Source organism: Amycolatopsis thermoflava N1165 (genome assembly GCF_000473265.1).
In the GTDB taxonomy this organism is placed as follows: domain Bacteria; phylum Actinomycetota; class Actinomycetes; order Mycobacteriales; family Pseudonocardiaceae; genus Amycolatopsis_E; species Amycolatopsis_E thermoflava.
Genome location: NZ_KI421511.1, coordinates 6244012 through 6260199 on the forward strand (window position 1 = coordinate 6244012; position 16188 = coordinate 6260199).

Below are 16188 nucleotides of genomic sequence, written 5' to 3' on the forward strand. Positions count from 1 at the left end.
CCGCCCACCGCCTGGGCGGCGGATGCGCGGGCCGGACCAAGGTTGAGTGCCGGCGTGTTCGCCACTCGCTGCGCCGTGCTTGCCGCTGACCGCCCCGAGTTGGCCCAACCCCGCCGAGCTGACCGGTCCGGAACCGGCCCCAGCGTCAGGGATTGATGTCCCACTCCTCGCGGCCCTTGGTCCGTGCCGGGGCGAACTTCTGCAGCGCCTCGGGATCGCCGTGCGTCGTGAAGTGTTCCAGTCCCACCTGGACGAACAGTCCCCGCGCCCGCACGGCCACCGGGCCGTCGGCGGAGTCGAGGTGCCCGTCGGCGCTCGCGTAGATCTTGCGGCCCGCCACGCCGTCCACGCGCGCCGCGATGAACAGCGTCGTGCCGACCGGGACCGGCCGCAGGAAGTCGGTCTCCAGCTTGCCGGTCACCGCGGGTCGGCGGAGCAGGTTGCCGACCGTCGAGCCGAGCGCTTCGTCGAACGCGCACGCCAGCAGTCCGCCGTGGGCGAGCCCCGGCGCGCCCTGGTGCGCGCTCGTGACCGGGAACTGCGAGTACACGACTCCGGCGTCACCGACGGTGGAGTGCATGTGCAGACCGTTGTCGACCTCACCGCACCCGAAGCACTCGGCGTAGTGCATCTCGAGCTTCGTGCCCGGTCCGGGCGCCTTGGGGTGGATTTCCGGCTGTTCGGTCTGGACCGGCGGCCACGGATTCGCAGGTCGGCGCTTGTCGCTCACACCGGACACGGTAACCGGTTCTACCGCGAAAACGTCTGGCCACCCCGGCTTCGAAGAGACAAAAACCACGACAGGAGAGAAAATCACTACCCGATGGCACTAAGGTCGCAACCTTGACCGCGCTGGCACGAAACAGTTTGAGGAGGTCGGGGCGAACATGACGAACACAGCGCAGGCACCCGAGGTCGACGAGAAGACGGTCAGACGAGCCGTCATCGCGTCGGCAATGGGTAACGCAACAGAGTGGTACGACTACGGGGTGTTCACCTCGGGTGCGATTGCCGCCAGCATCGGCACCGTGTTCTTTCCCGGCGAGGGGAACGCGATTCTGAAATCGCTGGCGCTGGTGGCGATCGGGTTCGTGGTTAGGCCGTTCGGCGGAGCGTTCTTCGGCCCACTGGGGGACAAGATCGGGCGGCAGCGCGTGCTGGCGATCACGATCCTGTTGATGTCCGGCTGCACGTTCCTCGTCGGCTGCCTGCCGACGTACTCGGGCGAGTACGCGATCGGGATCGGCGCCCCGATCCTGGTCCTGCTGCTCCGGTTGATCCAGGGCTTCTCGACCGGCGGCGAGTACGGCGGCGCGGCGACGTTCATCGCCGAGTACGCCCCGACGCGCAAGCGTGGGTTCTGGGGCAGCTTCCTGGAGATGGGCACGCTGGCCGGCTACGTGCTGGGCAACCTGGTCGTGCTGACGGTGACGCTGTCGTTCACCGCGGATCAGGTGGACAGCTGGGCGTGGCGGATCCCGTTCTGGGTTGCGCTCCCGCTCGGCCTCATCGGTCTGTACCTGCGGAACAAGCTCGAGGACACGCCGGAGTTCCGGCGGCTGGAGGCCGCGGGCGAGAAGGCGGAGAAGGCGCCGCTGAAGGAGACCCTGTCCCGCAACTGGCGCATGATCATGAACCTGATCGGGATCGTGCTGCTGCTCAACATCGCCGACTACATGTTGCTGACGACGATGCCGACGTACTTCACGGACACGTTGAAGATCAGCGACAACACGGCGACGTTGATCATCATCATCGTGGAGCTGATCCAGATCGCGTTGATCGCGCCGATCGGCGCGCTCTCCGACCGGGTCGGGCGAAAACCGATGCTGATGACCGCGGCGATCGGGTTCCTCGTGCTGAGCTACCCGTCGATCAAGCTCATGCAGAGCGGCAGCACGGTGCTGCTGTTCCTCGGGTTCCTGATCGTGGCCCTGCTGCTGGTGCTGATGCTGGCGGTGATCGGGTCGACGTTCCCGGCGATGTTCCCGACCCGCGTGCGCTACGGCGCCTTCGCGATCGGCTACAACGTCTCGACGTCGATCTTCGGTGGCACCTGCGGTGTGGTCGTGACCGCTCTGATCCACGGCACCGGCAACGAGGACTGGCCGGCGTTCTACCTGATGATCGCCGCGGCGATCGCGTTGTTCCCGATCTTCAAGATCCCGGAGACGGCGCGGGTCCCGATGGACCACATCAACGAAGAGGGTGTGACCGCGCAGCCGGCGGCCAAGGCCGCCACGAACTGACGCCGCACCGGACGGAAGAGGGCCGGGTCCCGGATGGGGCCCGGCCCTTGCTCACTCGGTGACCTCGGCGCGGGCGTCGGCACGAGGAGCGAAGTGCCGCCGTGCGTAGGTGGTGAGGGCCGATGCCACCGCAACCGCCAAGCCGGCTTCCACCAGCAGAGCAGCGAACACCATTGCTTCCTCCTCGTGAGTGTTCGGGCGCGGCTGTTCACCGCGCCGTGTTACAGGGGTGTGGTCGGGGGATGTTCCCCTTGTTACTCATCGCCGCGAAGTTGGTGAGTATTTCTCCGACAGACCCCCATTGAGGGGTGATCTCGCCCACGGCAGAATGAACCGTGGCAGAACCGGAATCCCAGAGGAGGCGGCTGCGGGATGGGCGAGCAACGTCGGCCCGGAGTGGGTGAAGCGGCGCGGCTGCTGGACGACATGACGCAGCAGATGGTCGTGGTGCCGCCCCTGCTCGATCTCCCGGAACCGGACGAGGTTCCGACGGTGCCCGCGCCGCCGCCCGCATTGGACGGCCACGCGCTCTAGAAAACAGTGAAGGCCACCCCCGTGGCGGGAGTGGCCTTCACGCCTCGACGGATCAGCCCGCGAGGGCGGACAGCTTCGTCCAGTCCGCCCAGGAGTAGGTCCAGTCCGAGTAGTCGCCGTCCTTCGCGGACAGCGTCTGGGTGCTGCCGGTGATCTCCACCGGGTCGCCGATCAGCGCGCCGTCGTAGTACTCCTTCGCCCGCGCCGGCGACAGGTTCAGGCAGCCGTGTGAGACGTTCTGCTTGCCCTGCGCCCACATGGACGACGCAAGGCCGTGGATGAACTCCCCGTTGTTGGAGATCCGCACCGCCCACGGCACGTTCACGTCGTAGTAGTCGTAGCGCGGGTTGCTCATCGAGTAGGTCGCGTGCTTCGACATCACCACGTGGATGCCGCTGTGCGTGACGCGGCCGGGGTCGGAGTCCAGCCCGTAGCTCACCGGGTAGTCGGCGATCTGTACGCCGTCGCGGATGACCTGCATCCGGTGGGTGGTGGTGTCGCCCTTGACGATCTGCGAGCGGCCGATGGAGAACGCGGCCGTGACGTCCTGCTTGCCGTAGGTCCCGTCGCCGATCTTCACGCCGTAGATGTTCGCGGCGACCTTGACCTGCGTGTTCGGCTGCCAGTACTCCTTCGGCCGCCAGTGCACGCTGGTGTCGGAGACCCAGGCCCACGAGCCCTCGGTCTTCGGCGTGGTCTCGACGGTCAGCGAGCGCTCAACGGCGGCCTTGTCGGTGACCTTGGAGCTGAAGGTCAGCGCGATCGGCATCGCGATGCCGTAGGTCTGGTTGTCGCCGACGTTCAGGCTGGCGGACAGTTGCTTGCGCGGGCTGACGGTGGTGAACGAGCCGCCGATGGCGACCTGCTTGCCGTCGCTGCCCAGCGCGGTGCCCGACCACGTGTACTTCTTGCCGTAGCCGAGCGGTTCGGTGATGGTCCAGCTGCGCTTGTCGGCGCCGAGCTGGCCCGCGACCTGCTTGCCCTCCGGGTTGGTGAGCGTCACCGACTGCAGCTCACCGTCCGTGACCGTCACCTGCGCGGAGTCCGCGGGCGCAACGTCCTTGGCGCCGTCCGCGGGCTGCACGGCGAGTTTGGCCGGCCCCGCCGAGGTCTGCTGCGCGTCGGCGGACGTGTTCTGCCCGGTCCCGGTGGCGCCCGGCGAGTCGCCGCCGCTGCACGCGCTCAGCGTCAGCAGCGCGGCCAGACCGAGCCCGATCAGCGCCAGCGGCTTGCGCCGCTTGTGGAGTCCTGTCACCTCTGAAGCCCCTTCTCCCCTGTCGCCAGACAGACGCGCGTCCGTAGGTGATCGTTGACGCTGAGGAGTGTGACTCGCCTCACTGTGGAGGGCCCTCGATGCCGGAACGCCACGGTTGGCCGCTAGTTGATCAGCCTATCGAGTGGGTCCGACAGTGACCGGGTGACCGCTCTAGGCCATCTCGGTGACAGAATCAATGGGGTCCGAAATCGCCCACATCCGGGTAGGCTTCCGCGCAGGCCGTTGTTTTGCGTGGTCGTGGCTACACACTCGCGGAACTTTCGACGCGAGCCGGGAGCCGCACGCGCTCGTCGCTCATCCCGTCGGAACCGTCCGGGCGGCCCGAGTTATTGACGAGGAGCAACAGCGGTGGCGCAAGGCACTGTGAAGTGGTTCAACGCCGAGAAGGGCTTCGGCTTCATCGCCCAGGACGGCGGCGAGGGCGACGTCTTCGTGCACTACTCGGAGATCGAGGGCCGCGGGTTCCGCACCCTCGAAGAGAACCAGCGCGTGGAGTTCGAGATCGGCCAGGGGCAGAAGGGGCCGCAGGCCCAGAAGGTGCGCGTCATCTGACGCTCACCTGTCCACGAACGTCCCGTCCCCGGCGGTCCTCCGCCGGGGACGGTTTTTTCTGCGGTCAGACGCGGCCGGCGCGCGGCCGGTCCCAGTTCTGGTCGAAGTGGTGCTGGTCGGTGTCGGCGACGCCGGTGTGGTCGGCGAACTGGCGGCGCTCCTGCGAGGCGGCCTGCGCCTCCCAGGCGAGGCGCTCGAGCACCCATTCGCGGGCCAGCGCCTGCGGCGAGGTGCCGCGCTCGGCGGCGATGTCCTTGAGCTGGGAGCTCGCGACCAGGTTCATGCGCAGCTGGTAGACCTGCGCCTCGCCGAAGCGCTTGCCGGTCCCGGTGCTTTCCGGGCCGGTTTCCGGCGCGAGCGCGGCGAGGTAGCTGGTGAGCTCGTGGTCCTCGACGGCGCCCTGCGATTCCTTGTCCGCCGAGTTCCGGTGCTTGCCCGGGTTGACCGGCTTCAGGTTGGTCCGGGTGTTCCGGCGTCCGAGAGAGGGAAGAGGCACCCGGACACGATAACGGTTAGGTCTCGGGACGACCCTCATTGTGGTGCACGACACGCGGGTTCTTCGTGATCCGCTGGGCTGTTCGGGTGGGTCGTACGCCCACATGTCGCAATACCGGGCTGACTGCGGGTCATTCACGCAGGCCGGAAATGCGTGGGCGGAATGTGCCCTGGAAATGGAGGGGCCCCCGCGCCAGGGGGAGGAACGCGGGGGCCGGAGGGGATCTCCACAGGCGCTGACCGGGGGTGTGTCAGCAAGTCGATTGTTACATGATGCGGCCCGATGACGCGAGTGCTGGCCGGGAAAAATTGCCCCAACCCGTCATCGCGTCGTTGCCCGCGGTTCATCTGCGAGGACCCGGAACGGGAACGTTGCGTGTTCACAGGTTCACTCTGCGGGGGGCTGCGTGCCCGACGTCCCGCTCGCTAGCCTCGCGGCGAAGTTGTTGGCGTGACAGTCCTTTCGGGAGGAGCTATGAGCGGGTCTGTGGAAGTTCGGCAGTTCCTCCTTCGATACGAAGGCGGCGATCCGGCCGGGGTCCCCACGCAGCGTTCCGGGCAGGCCGACGCGCCACGCGTGTCGGACGACCAGGTACGACGTGCGAGGTTGGCGGTGGCCGCCGGCGCGATCGACGCGCAGGACTGCGCCCAGTTGCTGGACATGCTCGGACTGGTGCCGGACGAGGAAGGCGTGAACCCGGTCCAGCGGTGAAGTTCCCGGTGCTTCCCGGTCAGGGGTGCACCCCCTGGTCGCACCCCTGACCGGCCCCAGGTCCGGAAAGATACCGGCGTTCCTCTGCTCGGGGCAAACAATTTCCACCCAGTTGCTTCGCTGTCGGTGAAATTGCCGTCACGGTTCCTTTGCGCGGTAACATAACGGCGTTACCGATCGAGAGGGGCCGGTCGTGCCGGTGGAGATCGCGCGGGAGATCCGTCCCGCGGTGCAGAAGTACGGCGGTGCGTTCATGACGTCGCCGGAGCTGGCCGAGGTCGAGCGCGAGGTGGGGCTCGGACAGCGCGCGTTGTACTTCCGCGGCCGGTCCGCTGTACTCGGCGATCCGCCACCGTCCGTGGTCGCCGAGCTGTTCGGGATCTTCCCGCGATGGGTGGTGGACGTCGTGCTGCCGCCGGCGACCGAGGTTTTGGGGTCGGATGCGGCGGTCTCGGCGTACACCGAGGCGCTGTACCGGTGGTCGAAGGCGCACCTGCGCGAGTCGGCGCTCGGCGAGTTGCTGCCCCGCTTGGTGGCGGCTGCGGACGCGAGCGGGCTGGCGTTGTTCGCGGGCTGGAAGCAGGTCTCGTGGCCGGCTGATCCGGTCGCTCGGATCGGCCATGGGTTGATGTTGCTGCGCGAGTACCGCGGCGGGGTGCACTTCGCGGCGCTGCGGGCGGTGGGGCTGACGGTGCCGGAGGCGGTGGTGGCGGACCCGGGGGGCGGCCGCGCGCGTTTGTTGCGCACAGCGTGGTCCCCGGAGGCGGCCGACGAGCTGATCGCCCGCGCCCGGCGGCGCCCGGACCTGGAAGCGCGCCGGCGGCGGGCGGAGTCACTGACGGATGAGCGGATGGGCGAGCTGCTGGAGGTGCTGTCGGCGGCGGAGCGGGATGCCTTGGTGCGCTCGCTGGCGGATCTCGGTCGCGAAGAGTGACCGGGGACACGTTCGCGGTCGACGGCTGCCGAAGCTGGGCCGCCGGGGTTTCGGCCGCCGTGTTTCCGCAGCTCAGGCGCGGTTTTTACCGTTAAGGGATACCCGGTGGAAGGGGGCTCGTGGAGTGCCCTATGCTTGTAATCGCTCCCAGGGAGACCTGAGAGCGCGGTCGGTCGGTCACCCGAACCGGCCGGGCTCCCATCGTCTAGCGGCCTAGGACTCCGCCCTTTCAAGGCGGCAACGCGGGTTCGAATCCCGTTGGGAGTACGCATGACAAATGCATATGGCCCTGTGGCGCAGTTGGTTAGCGCGTCGCCCTGTCACGGCGAAGGTCGCGGGTTCGAGTCCCGTCAGGGTCGCAGTAGCGTCTGGCTTCAGCCGGCGTTTCCGGCCAGGTAGCTCAGTTGGTACGAGCGTCCGCCTGAAAAGCGGAAGGTCGCCGGTTCGACCCCGGCCCTGGCCACCTTCCGAAAACCGCTCCGATGCACGTCGGGGCGGTTTTTTCATGCCTACGGTCTCCCGCGGCTCTGCCCGGCGTTGACCTTGGTTGACCCCGGATTGCCGCCCCTTGGGGCACGCAGGGGGCATGGTCCTTCTCCCCTCCCCACTCCTCCGGGCTGAGGTGATCTCCTCGCGGCGCGGGTTCACCCCTGCCAGGCCGGGTGGTGCCGGTCAAGGGTCTGCCGGAGGCCGCGAAGCGCCCTTGACCGGTGCCGGCCGGCCTGGCAGCCCTCGGGCGCGCCGGGAGGAGGTCACCGGACTGGTCCGTTCGGCTGATCTCTGAAGCGGTGCCGGGGTCCGGGGCAGAGCCCCGAGGAAAATGTCGGTGGTAGATGTCATGGTGCTTGTAACGGTCCCTCAAGACGAGCGACTTGGTACAGGTGAGCAGAAGTGGAGTGCAGTCATGACAGCTGTCGCAGAGCGGCCAGCCAGCGATGTTACTCACGCCAACGCCGCCGATTTGGACGCCGCGGTGCAGCATGCCCTTGAGCGGGCTGGATGCAGTCGTGAAGAGTTGTTGGCACAGGGGACGTCAGGCCACTTCAGCTCACTCCGTGCCCGCCTGGCTTGGGTTGCTGTAGGTGACCTGCTGAAGGAGTGACCCCCGACGCCACAGTTCGACCTTCGTACGGAGTCGCAGCGCTTCGGCGATCAACTTACTGAGCTGCTTAACAAGACCGTCTGTAACGGCGTCAAGATGACCTCCGTCATCTCGGACGCGAGGCATCCGCGTGCCGTGGTCGGCTACAAGATCAGCAAGCGGGATCAAGATCTGCGGTGCGGGCTGCCGCTGTCGTCAAGTGGGAAGCGTCCGAAGTTCTACCTGGGTCTTTCGTTTCGACTCGAACCAGACGACGCTCGCAAGTACATGGCGGTGACCGCGTCGGTCATGCTGCTGTCACTGGACGAGCAGCTTGAGCAGGTGCTGTTTCACTACGACTACGAGCGCAACAAGATTGATGGCTACCCCGAGGCGCATCTCCAGGTTTGTGCGTCCTCTGAGGCGTGGGAGCGGGCTGGCACCAGGTTAGACGGACGCAACAGGCTGCTGGAGAGACTGCATCTTCCCGTCGGTCCACGACGCTTCAGGCCCTCCGTCGAGGACATAATCGAGTTTCTGGTGGCCGAGCAGCTGGTTTCGCCGCGCGATGGCTGGGAGCGCGAGATTGAGACGGGCCGGGAGCGTTTCAGAGTCAAGCAGCTGCGTGCGGCGATTAGGCGCGACCCCGAGACCGCTCTTGCGTTCATGCGCGAGGAGAAGCTCTTGGAGCACGGCGAGCGTTAGGGGCAGCGCCGCCGGCCGAAGCGGAGCGGCAGGCCGGACGGTGCGCGGCGCGCTTGCGCGCCGCCTTGATCTCATAGAGCTAAGTTCGGCAATGTCCGAGAGTGCGGGCTTCGTTCGGATCGCTCCGCGATGTCGCAACATACTGTGTCACCCCGCCCCGATGCCGCCGTTGGCGAATGCATCCAGATAGCGATGGCTGATGAGTTTGGTAACGTCGTCGGTTGTTCTCAAGGCTAACAAATCGTCCTTGGTGACGACTATCAATCTGCAGCCCATCGCGGCAGCAGCGAGAGCTAATGAATGCGCGTATGAAGAGTCTCTTGGATCTCCGGTGAGGCCATTCGCTGCAGCGATGACTGCAAGATTGGCTCCTCGGCTTAGGCAGATAAATAGGAAGTATCCTACCGCTTTGCTGTCAACGGGGTCTTCGTAGTTCTTGCACTCGACAAGAAAGTTGCTGGGGACGCCATTGAAATTGCCACTATGTCCGATAGCTAGATCAACCTGCTCGCCGCCAAAATAGTTCTTCTTGTTCGAGAGTACAAGGGTTCCCGGAACTGAGGAGAACACGTAGGAAAGCAGTTCTTCATACTTCTTGCCGCGGGCGTCGGCAGTTGAACTCTTGGCGGCTTCTTCCAAAAGAGCACGCACCTGGCGAGGGTCGAACTGACTCACAAGCGATGCACCGCCTCGTTCCTCGCCCTGATCAAAGCCCGCTCAAGCGGTTCGCGCTCCAGCTTCGAAAGAAGTTCGTCAAAGCTCATGGTGATTACCATCGGGACAGTGGGTACCGAGACACTCGTGCTTCTTTCGGTTTGGTCGAATAGTAAGAGGCCTAGGCCGAGGTGTTCGCGCATTACAATGCCTGCGAGCTTGCGGGCTGATTCTCGTAGAATTCGCGGTGAAGAAGAAGTCTTTACCTCGACGACTAGTGGGCCGAAATTTTGCGTGAGGCGAGGAAGTGCAACCGCAAAATCGAAACCTCGGTCGGTTCGGTCTCTTGGGGCGACGATGTCGGCGCCTGCGGAGGTGAATATGCTGTGGACCAAATCCTCGTAACTCTGCCAACGATTTCGACCTTGAGCCCGAACTTCTTCGAGACGCTCGTGGAAGTTTCGAAGGTCTGTTGATGTTAGTAGCGGCAGTCTTGCAGCCTCTTCGTCTGTGCGAACTCCTTTTCCTATCCGCTGTAAGAAGAGGCTCAAATGAAATTTGAGTGCTTCTGCACGAAGCGCAGCAGCCTCCAGTCGCACTACCTGGGTAGACCGGAGAAGAGCGTCGGGCACATCCCGCTCGGTCACTATCAGGACCGGGATACCCTGCCCCACTGCTATTCCGGCCTCGACAAGAAGATTCTCGATATCCGGCGTGTCGGCTGCGGGAAGGACAACAACCGCGGCATCCATGTCGACAGACTGCTCCGGTAGGTCGCCCCAGTCGCCCGTCGTGTAGTCCGTTTCGAGTTCTGTAAGTACGCTGGTCAAAGTGGTCGTGTCAGTGATGGTTGGTGCTGCTATGTGGACGCGCATAGTTTAATTACCATACTTCGGTATATTTAGAAGATCAACACATTTGCCGAACCCGGACTGCGACCTCTTCTCAGCTAAAAAGTCGCGCAACGGGAAAATAGCACTCGCCTGTCTCATTCGCGTGCCGTTTCTTGCGTCGGAGCAGATCATCTAGCCTTACCCGCTGTTCGAGAACCGCCATGAGATCCGCCCCGTCCATGGTCATAAACGGTGTACTCCTGCTAAACCTATCCACTACCCCTTGACTGAAACCTGCCATGCTTACGATCAAACCCAACGCATTTTTCCCTTTGTCTCGAACCTTCTCTGCGAAATGGTTCGCTTCTCTTATTTCGACCTTATCTTTTGTCCATTTTGCTTCGAGAATGTAATCGTCGGTATCGAAGCTAAAGGCACCGTCAATCTGCTCCCATCTAACGACGTAGGATAGGCGAGGCTCTAAGTCGAAGAGAGTGAAAATTTGGTTCAAGAAACCTTCGAAGTCGCGACCCCGTTCTTGCGGGGTGCTCTGCGTGGTGGCGAGGTGCAAGAACTGCCTCTTCAAGTCGTCAAGGTCGTCGGTGAAGCGACGCTGAAGTTCCACCTCCTGGAGGTAGGCCGCCCGTTCGGCTGCCGCCTTTTCCCGTTCAACAATTATCTGTTCGTGGCCTCGAGTCTGCTCCTTCAGATAAGCGACGGCCTCCCTCGCTCGTTTGAGCAACTTTTCGCTATCCTCATGATGCTCAAGCTCGTGAAAAGATTTCGTGTTTGCAACTTCGAGCATGAGCCGGAGAGTGACAGGCTGATAGGAGATCTCGTCGCGCATTAAGCGATCTACAATTTCGTCTGACACTTCACGCTTGCTCAGCTGAAAGTTGAGCCCAGTAAGCAATTCGGGACGATCCCGAAATGCGGTAGTCAGATACTGTCGGAAGCTTCGCTTATACCAGACGATCAGAGGTAGTGCATCTCGTAGCGCTTGATAGGCTGCCGTTGAAATTCTCTTCGAACCAGCGCTCGTCATAGCTCCTCGTTTCCGTGCAGCTGCAACCGTCCTCATTTTGGACGATGTTCAGTTGAAGCGACGACGCTGTTACGGACTGGGACCAAGCTGTTACCGACTCACTCTTGTTGCAGCAGCGGCTTCGTTGATACTTCGAGCTTACGAGCCAGCGCGGCGACGGCGAGAGCTTTGTCGTCGTGGAGCTTCGCGCGCGGAAGTTGGCATGCTCGTGAGTCGTCTTCAGCTTCCCAGTGTTGGCACGTTCGGAGTAGGCCAGCCAGCTGATTGGGTCTGGCCTGAACATAGTCTGACCAAGCGGTGAGGCCGAGGTGCGCCATCGTGTTGAACGCGCCATCGCTCGCGAGAACTGCCCAGCTTGTGCGTTCGGCTGGGAGCCTGGCCAATATTGCGTACAAGGCTGCGGTTGGGTTGGCTTCGGCGATCCAGTATCCGCCTGTCTGGTTGCGAAACTGGGCCTGCTGGGTCTGTAGCGCGCGAAGCAGAGCTTTATGTTCGTCGTCGAAGCCGTGGCCGGCGGCGAGGCGTTCGCGGTATTTGCGACGGGGTTCGAGGTCCAGGCGGTCGATTCGGTCGTCCGTGAGGATCTCGCCGCCCGGGAGGATGACGGTGTTGTCGCCGAGGAGGAGCAGGTCAAGGTGCTCGTCGCGTTCGCGGGCGATCGTGACCGTGCTCGATGGCGACTCCCCTGCTCGAAGGTCGTAGTGAGCCGCGGTGGCTTTGATGCCTTCGGCCAGGATCTCTTGCAGGTCGGCGGCCGGATCAGCCGTGAGGGCGTCGGCGAGGAAGCGGCCGAGGTAGTCGGCGTAGGCGGATGCTGGGACGGGTACCGGGACGAAGGCGGATGCGCCGTCGAGGAGGATGACCGCGTGCGGGGTCACGAAGATCTTGTCGGCGCTCTCCTCCATCGGCGGGAGCTGCGCGGTTGTGACTCGCATGTATTCACCAAACGTAGGGGCCTGCGGCAAGTTCGCTGTCGGTGATGGTCAGTCCGTCGTAGGTCGCTCGCACGACCAGCGACATCGGCTGCTGTCCGACCTGCCGGAACACGTCGGCGAGATGCGCTCGGAGGTAGTGCGTCGCGCCGACGTGATCCGATGCCATGGATACCCGCGATGTGGATGATCACACGGTTGTCGATCATGTGCCGGGCCACATACGCCACGTCGGCCGACTGGGGCGTGGGCTCGTCGGACGGCGAACCGATCCGCGTGCCGTCCTCGCGCTGCTCGATCCACCACCGGCCGCCGTCCTCGACCATGGCCAAGGCGGGATCACGGGACAGCAGATCAGCGCCGATGGGAGCGGACTTCGGACCGCAGACAACGATCGTGTCTCCGGCCGGCGGCTCGGTCCGATCCGGCTCGATCTGGTAGCGGGAGGTGGCGAGCGAGAGCGCGGTCAACAGCGCTTCGAGCTGGTTGGCGGTCTCGGCGTCCTCGGCCGCGATCAGCGGGCGCTCACGGTCCGTCGTCTGGTACCGGTACGGCACGCCGATGCTCACCGGGCCGACTCCGAAGAACGCTCGCTCGGCGGCGGGTGCGGTGCTGCGGATTTGCGTGATCCGGCCCTTCGTGATGCCAAGCGCTCCGGCGATCTCGGTGTAGCTCATGCCCAGCTCACGGTGCGCTTCCTCGATCGCGGCCTTCCGGAGCCGCGCCAGCTCGGTCGCTCGCTGCTGGTAGGTCGTGAGCAGCTCGGTTGCGCGCTTGCCCCGCCGGATCGGGTCGGGGTCGCGCCGGACGCTGTCGAAGTCCTCGGTGCTCACAAGGTCGGAGTTTAGACCCCCTTGACGCTTCCCGTCAGGGGCCGGTACATTGCTGTTTAGACCCCCTAGACACGCCAGGGTGCACTATGGAGCGGGTGTTTAGGGGCCTAAACCGGCCGAGAGGGCCACGACACGAGGAGTTCGAAGAGATGGCGATCAGCAGGGGGCACCGGTTCCCGGTCGAGTTCGATGAGGCGTTTCCGCAGGGTCTGGTGATGGTGGGTGAGGTGTCGCCGGACAACGAGTACCAGTCGCGGGAGGATCGGGCGGCGGGTCGTCCGGCTCGGCAGCGGGTGGACGAGATCACGGGTAAGCGGCAGTGGAAGGTCACGGTGACCGACCCGTCGGAGCCGAATGCGAAGCGGGCTTCGTTCGAGGTGACGTTGCTGGCCGATGTGCAGCCGGTTCCGACCACGGGTGAGGTGCTGCCGGGGATGCGCCCGGTCGAGTTGGAGGGGTTGACCGCGGAGCCGCGTGTGGCTGGAAACGGTGAGTTCAAGTACCAGTCGTACGTGTTCCGGGCGTCCGGTTTCAAGGCGGTCAACGCGGGTGGCGGCCGGGGCAAGTCGCAGGGCGGGCCGGCTGAGTCGGCCAAGGCCGCGTGACGGGTGTGGTCACGATGACCTGCCACGACATCAAGCCGCCCAAGTTTCGGCTGAACGAGCAGCCGGGTCCGCCGGGCTACATGTACGAGAACGTCGCGAACCACGTGGCGGCGCGGATCGAGGCGGGGGAGCTGCCTCCGCACACGCCGCTGGCGAGCGAGCGGGAGTTCGCCAAGGAGTACGGCGTCTCGCTTGGCACCGCCCGGCACGCGATCGAGATCCTGCGCAAGCGCGGCCTGGTGATCACGATCCCGTCCAAGGGCACGTTCGTGACGGACCGGCGGAGTTCCTGAACCCGGCACGGGGACGAGTGAAGGAGTGTGACCGTCCCGCTCGTCCCCGTGCCATCCCACCCACAACCGCGAGGGGAGGTGATGGTGGTGTCGCCGAGGCTACCGCGCTCCCGACGCCGCTGGTTCATCCGGCGTCGGTGCTGGATCTGCGGAGGACGGCAACGAGTGTTGCGAGACAAAGTGCTTGTTTGTAAGGCCTGCCAACGGAAGTCGGCCGAAGGCCTCTAAGTCCAGATAGGACGAAAGCTAACGCGCGAAGGGTTCGTGCGGCGATGTCGTGCGCCCTGATTCACGTCCCGAGTTGTTAGGCGCAGAAGCGGTACCTGGCTACCAACCTTTCCCGCTTCTGCGCTGTCCACACCTGACGGAGCAGACGTTGAAGACCATAGACAACCGTACACAACCAGCGTCAAGAGACCGCGTCCCGGCGCGGTGCAGTGCGTGCCGCAGGTTCGCCCGTTTGGCACCGGGGGACACTGAGTGCGCTACGTGCGCCGGGCGGCTGCCCCTGGACATTCCGTCTGGGGGTGGCCGCTGATGGACGCGCACACCCTCGGAGTTCTCCTGCTCGGCAGCGGTGCCCTGGCCGTGGTCGTCTGGGTGCTGCACAAGCTGGGCAAGGCGCTGGCCGGGATCGCGGAAGCGCTGGCCGCTGCTGCGGTGGTGTTCCTGGCGTTGTGGTGGCTGTGCAAGGGCGTGTTCTGGGTCGTCGCGCAGATCGTGATGCACCCGCGGACCAGCCTCACCGTGGTGGCGGTGGCGGCCTGGTGCTACTGGCTCGGCTGGCTCTCGCTGGTCGTCACCCTGACCGTGGTGGCGTCGGGGCTGGTGTCCTGGCGGTGGTTCCACCTCGTCTCGTATGACCAGTGGGCGGGGCGGGTGCTGCGGACGTGGTGGCAGAAGTGGGCGATCTACATGCCCAAGCTGCCGGAGTGGCTGCACGCCTGCGGTCTGAGCGTGAAGGACGACGCGATCCCCGTCGACGTGACGGTGACGTTGGTGGGGCGTAAGAAGGTGTCCCGGGAGCAGCGGTCGGCTGGGGTGCGCGTGCCGAAGGTGAAGCGAGTGCGCTCCGGCCCGTCCTGGGATGAGGTCCAGGTCCGGTTGGTGCCGGGGCAGAAGCCGGAGGACTTCGACGACGCCGCCCGCGCCTTGGCCTCCGCCCGGAAGGTCAGCCGGTGCCAGGTGCGGGAGATCGCCCCCGATGTCGTGTCGATCGACTTTCAGCGCCGCAACCTGCTCGCCGCTCCCGTGCCGTGCCCGGAGGTCGGGGAGCGGGCGGTGGATCTGCGGCGGGTGTGGTCCGGGCGGACCGAGTACGGGCAGGACTGGCACGTCCCGCTGCACGGCTCCGGCAGTCACACTCTCGTCGCCGGGGCCTCGGGGGCGGGGAAGAACTCGATGATGTGGTGCCCGCTGGTGTCCATCGCCCCGGCGATCCGGGAAGGCCTGGTGCGGGTCTCCGGGATCGACCCGAAGGGCATGGAGCTGGCCTACGGGCGCGGCATCTTCCACCGCTACGCGGTCACGCCGAAGGACGCGCTCGACGTTCTGGACGAGCTGGTGGCCGCGATGGACGCCCGCAAGGCCGAGTTCGCCGGGCGGGTCCGGAACGTGCCGATCAGCGCCGAGAACCCGCTTGAGCTGGTCGAGTTCGACGAGATCGGGGCTTTGACCAAGTACACCGATCGCAAGACGCGGGAGCAGATCGTGGAGCGGGTCGCGCTGCTGACGACGCAGGGCCGGGCGCTCGGGTTCACGGTGCGCGGGTATGTGCAGGAGCCGACGAAGGACACGGTTCCGGTGCGGGAGCTGTTCCCCCGCCGTATCTGCCTCCGCGTCACCTCGAAGTCGCACGTCGGCATGGTTCTCGGCGACCAGGCGTACGAGCGGGGTGCGTGGGCGAACCGGATCGCCGAGACCGAAGCCGGCGTCGGCTACGTCTGGGGCGAAGGGCTCCGCGAACCTCTCCGAGTCCGGGCGGGATGGGTGCCCGACGACACCGTGAAGGCCCTGGAAGCGTTCGTCACCGGCCGGATGGTGATCGGGGGTGCGGCGGCATGACCAGCCATGACGTGTTGCCCTACCTCGATGCGCTGCGGGATCACCTCGTCCGGCATGCGGTGCCCTCGCCGTTGTCAGTGGAGTGCACGACGTGGCGGGAGCCCGTAGCGGTGCACTTGCACGAGGTTGGCTTGGGTGGCCTTGCCTCGGCGCTGCTGGGTTGGGCGCGAACGCTCGGTGGCGTGACCGTGACCGCCATCCGGCTCGAGGATGCCCCGTCCGTGCATCTGACCGTGGTCGGTCGGATGGCGACGGGAGTTCCGGTGCACGTGTGGGGTGCCGTGCGGTACGAGCGGGCGGTGTTCCCGGATCTGCCGCGCGGGGTGGAGCAGGACGTGGAACTGACCACCCTGCACGGCTGGGCTCGGCGGGAGGTGGCTGCGTGAGCACT

General features: G+C 65.3%; 19 protein-coding genes and 3 tRNA genes. 13 read left to right on the plus strand and 9 right to left on the minus strand.

What is annotated here, in order from left to right:
• Window positions 1-145: 145 nt before the first annotated feature.
• Complete coding sequence (locus tag AMYTH_RS0130820; protein WP_017985571.1) at window positions 146-631, minus strand: PaaI family thioesterase; 486 nt, start codon at window positions 629-631, stop codon at window positions 146-148.
• A 256-nt stretch (window positions 632-887) separates the two neighbouring features.
• Between AMYTH_RS0130820 and AMYTH_RS0130825 the strand changes: the two genes are divergently transcribed.
• A complete protein-coding gene (locus tag AMYTH_RS0130825) occupies window positions 888-2249 on the plus strand; it encodes an MFS transporter (RefSeq protein WP_027933478.1) in 1362 nt (453 codons plus the stop codon).
• A gap of 51 nt (window positions 2250-2300) precedes the next feature.
• On the opposite strand, the gene AMYTH_RS50965 is transcribed toward AMYTH_RS0130825, so the two are convergent.
• Window positions 2301-2423: a hypothetical protein gene (locus tag AMYTH_RS50965; RefSeq protein ID WP_267283907.1), complete on the minus strand. Its 123-nt coding sequence runs from the start codon at window positions 2421-2423 to the stop codon at window positions 2301-2303.
• Window positions 2424-2621: 198 nt separating this feature from the next.
• Here AMYTH_RS50965 and AMYTH_RS49095 point away from each other — a divergent pair, with 198 nt between their 5' ends.
• Window positions 2622-2783 carry a hypothetical protein gene (locus AMYTH_RS49095; protein ID WP_156131764.1) on the plus strand — a complete coding sequence of 54 codons (162 nt, stop codon included), beginning with the start codon at window positions 2622-2624 and terminating at the stop codon, window positions 2781-2783.
• A 52-nt stretch (window positions 2784-2835) separates the two neighbouring features.
• Here the strand turns inward: AMYTH_RS49095 and AMYTH_RS0130840 are convergent, their stop codons facing one another.
• Window positions 2836-4038, minus strand: coding sequence for a L,D-transpeptidase (locus tag AMYTH_RS0130840; RefSeq protein WP_027933479.1), 1203 nt, complete (start codon window positions 4036-4038; stop codon window positions 2836-2838).
• 369 nt (window positions 4039-4407) lie between these two features.
• On the opposite strand from AMYTH_RS0130840, the gene AMYTH_RS0130845 reads away from it, so the two are divergent.
• Window positions 4408-4611, plus strand: a complete 204-nt coding sequence (locus tag AMYTH_RS0130845; RefSeq protein ID WP_017985566.1) for a cold-shock protein — start codon at window positions 4408-4410, stop codon at window positions 4609-4611.
• 64 nt (window positions 4612-4675) lie between these two features.
• On the opposite strand, the gene AMYTH_RS0130850 is transcribed toward AMYTH_RS0130845, so the two are convergent.
• A complete protein-coding gene (locus AMYTH_RS0130850; RefSeq protein ID WP_027933480.1) occupies window positions 4676-5107 on the minus strand; it encodes a hypothetical protein in 432 nt (143 codons plus the stop codon).
• Window positions 5108-5581: 474 nt separating this feature from the next.
• Here AMYTH_RS0130850 and AMYTH_RS0130855 point away from each other — a divergent pair, with 474 nt between their 5' ends.
• From AMYTH_RS0130855 to AMYTH_RS46005, 6 genes are all read left to right on the plus strand, one after another.
• Entirely contained in the window at window positions 5582-5818 is a 237-nt protein-coding gene (locus AMYTH_RS0130855; protein WP_020418281.1) for a hypothetical protein, read from the plus strand.
• A 193-nt stretch (window positions 5819-6011) separates the two neighbouring features.
• Window positions 6012-6752, plus strand: a complete 741-nt coding sequence (locus tag AMYTH_RS0130860) for an SCO6745 family protein (protein WP_027933481.1) — start codon at window positions 6012-6014, stop codon at window positions 6750-6752.
• A gap of 194 nt (window positions 6753-6946) precedes the next feature.
• Window positions 6947-7019: transfer RNA gene (locus tag AMYTH_RS0130865), tRNA-Glu, on the plus strand.
• Between the two features lie 18 nt (window positions 7020-7037).
• Window positions 7038-7111, plus strand: a tRNA-Asp gene (locus AMYTH_RS0130870).
• A 30-nt stretch (window positions 7112-7141) separates the two neighbouring features.
• Window positions 7142-7215: transfer RNA gene (locus tag AMYTH_RS0130875), tRNA-Phe, on the plus strand.
• A gap of 735 nt (window positions 7216-7950) precedes the next feature.
• Complete coding sequence (locus AMYTH_RS46005; protein ID WP_209440803.1) at window positions 7951-8538, plus strand: hypothetical protein; 588 nt, start codon at window positions 7951-7953, stop codon at window positions 8536-8538.
• Between the two features lie 147 nt (window positions 8539-8685).
• Here the strand turns inward: AMYTH_RS46005 and AMYTH_RS49100 are convergent, their stop codons facing one another.
• The 5 genes from AMYTH_RS49100 to AMYTH_RS46015 form a co-directional block, all read right to left on the minus strand.
• A complete protein-coding gene (locus tag AMYTH_RS49100) occupies window positions 8686-9213 on the minus strand; it encodes a restriction endonuclease (protein WP_157360677.1) in 528 nt (175 codons plus the stop codon).
• Entirely contained in the window at window positions 9210-10067 is an 858-nt protein-coding gene (locus tag AMYTH_RS49105) for a hypothetical protein (protein ID WP_157360678.1), read from the minus strand. Before AMYTH_RS49105 ends, AMYTH_RS49100 begins: the two co-directional genes overlap by 4 nt.
• 70 nt (window positions 10068-10137) lie before the next feature.
• Window positions 10138-11070 (minus strand): hypothetical protein, encoded by a 933-nt coding sequence (locus tag AMYTH_RS49110; protein ID WP_157360679.1) that lies wholly within the window; start codon window positions 11068-11070, stop codon window positions 10138-10140.
• A 98-nt stretch (window positions 11071-11168) separates the two neighbouring features.
• On the minus strand, window positions 11169-11975 hold the full coding sequence (locus AMYTH_RS46010; protein WP_228685025.1) for a hypothetical protein: 807 nt from the start codon (window positions 11973-11975) through the stop codon (window positions 11169-11171).
• On the minus strand, window positions 11945-12835 hold the full coding sequence (locus AMYTH_RS46015; protein WP_228685027.1) for a hypothetical protein: 891 nt from the start codon (window positions 12833-12835) through the stop codon (window positions 11945-11947). Before AMYTH_RS46015 ends, AMYTH_RS46010 begins: the two co-directional genes overlap by 31 nt.
• Before the next feature lie 149 nt (window positions 12836-12984).
• Between AMYTH_RS46015 and AMYTH_RS0130910 the strand changes: the two genes are divergently transcribed.
• The 4 genes from AMYTH_RS0130910 to AMYTH_RS0130925 all read left to right on the plus strand — a co-directional run bounded on the left by AMYTH_RS0130910 (window position 12985) and on the right by AMYTH_RS0130925 (window position 16183).
• Entirely contained in the window at window positions 12985-13440 is a 456-nt protein-coding gene (locus AMYTH_RS0130910) for a hypothetical protein (protein ID WP_027933484.1), read from the plus strand.
• Entirely contained in the window at window positions 13437-13733 is a 297-nt protein-coding gene (locus AMYTH_RS0130915; RefSeq protein ID WP_410468323.1) for a winged helix-turn-helix domain-containing protein, read from the plus strand. Before AMYTH_RS0130910 ends, AMYTH_RS0130915 begins: the two co-directional genes overlap by 4 nt.
• Before the next feature lie 537 nt (window positions 13734-14270).
• On the plus strand, window positions 14271-15797 hold the full coding sequence (locus AMYTH_RS0130920; protein WP_027933486.1) for an FtsK/SpoIIIE domain-containing protein: 1527 nt from the start codon (window positions 14271-14273) through the stop codon (window positions 15795-15797).
• Window positions 15794-16183 carry a hypothetical protein gene (locus AMYTH_RS0130925; RefSeq protein ID WP_027933487.1) on the plus strand — a complete coding sequence of 130 codons (390 nt, stop codon included), beginning with the start codon at window positions 15794-15796 and terminating at the stop codon, window positions 16181-16183. Before AMYTH_RS0130920 ends, AMYTH_RS0130925 begins: the two co-directional genes overlap by 4 nt.
• Window positions 16184-16188: the final 5 nt, after the last annotated feature.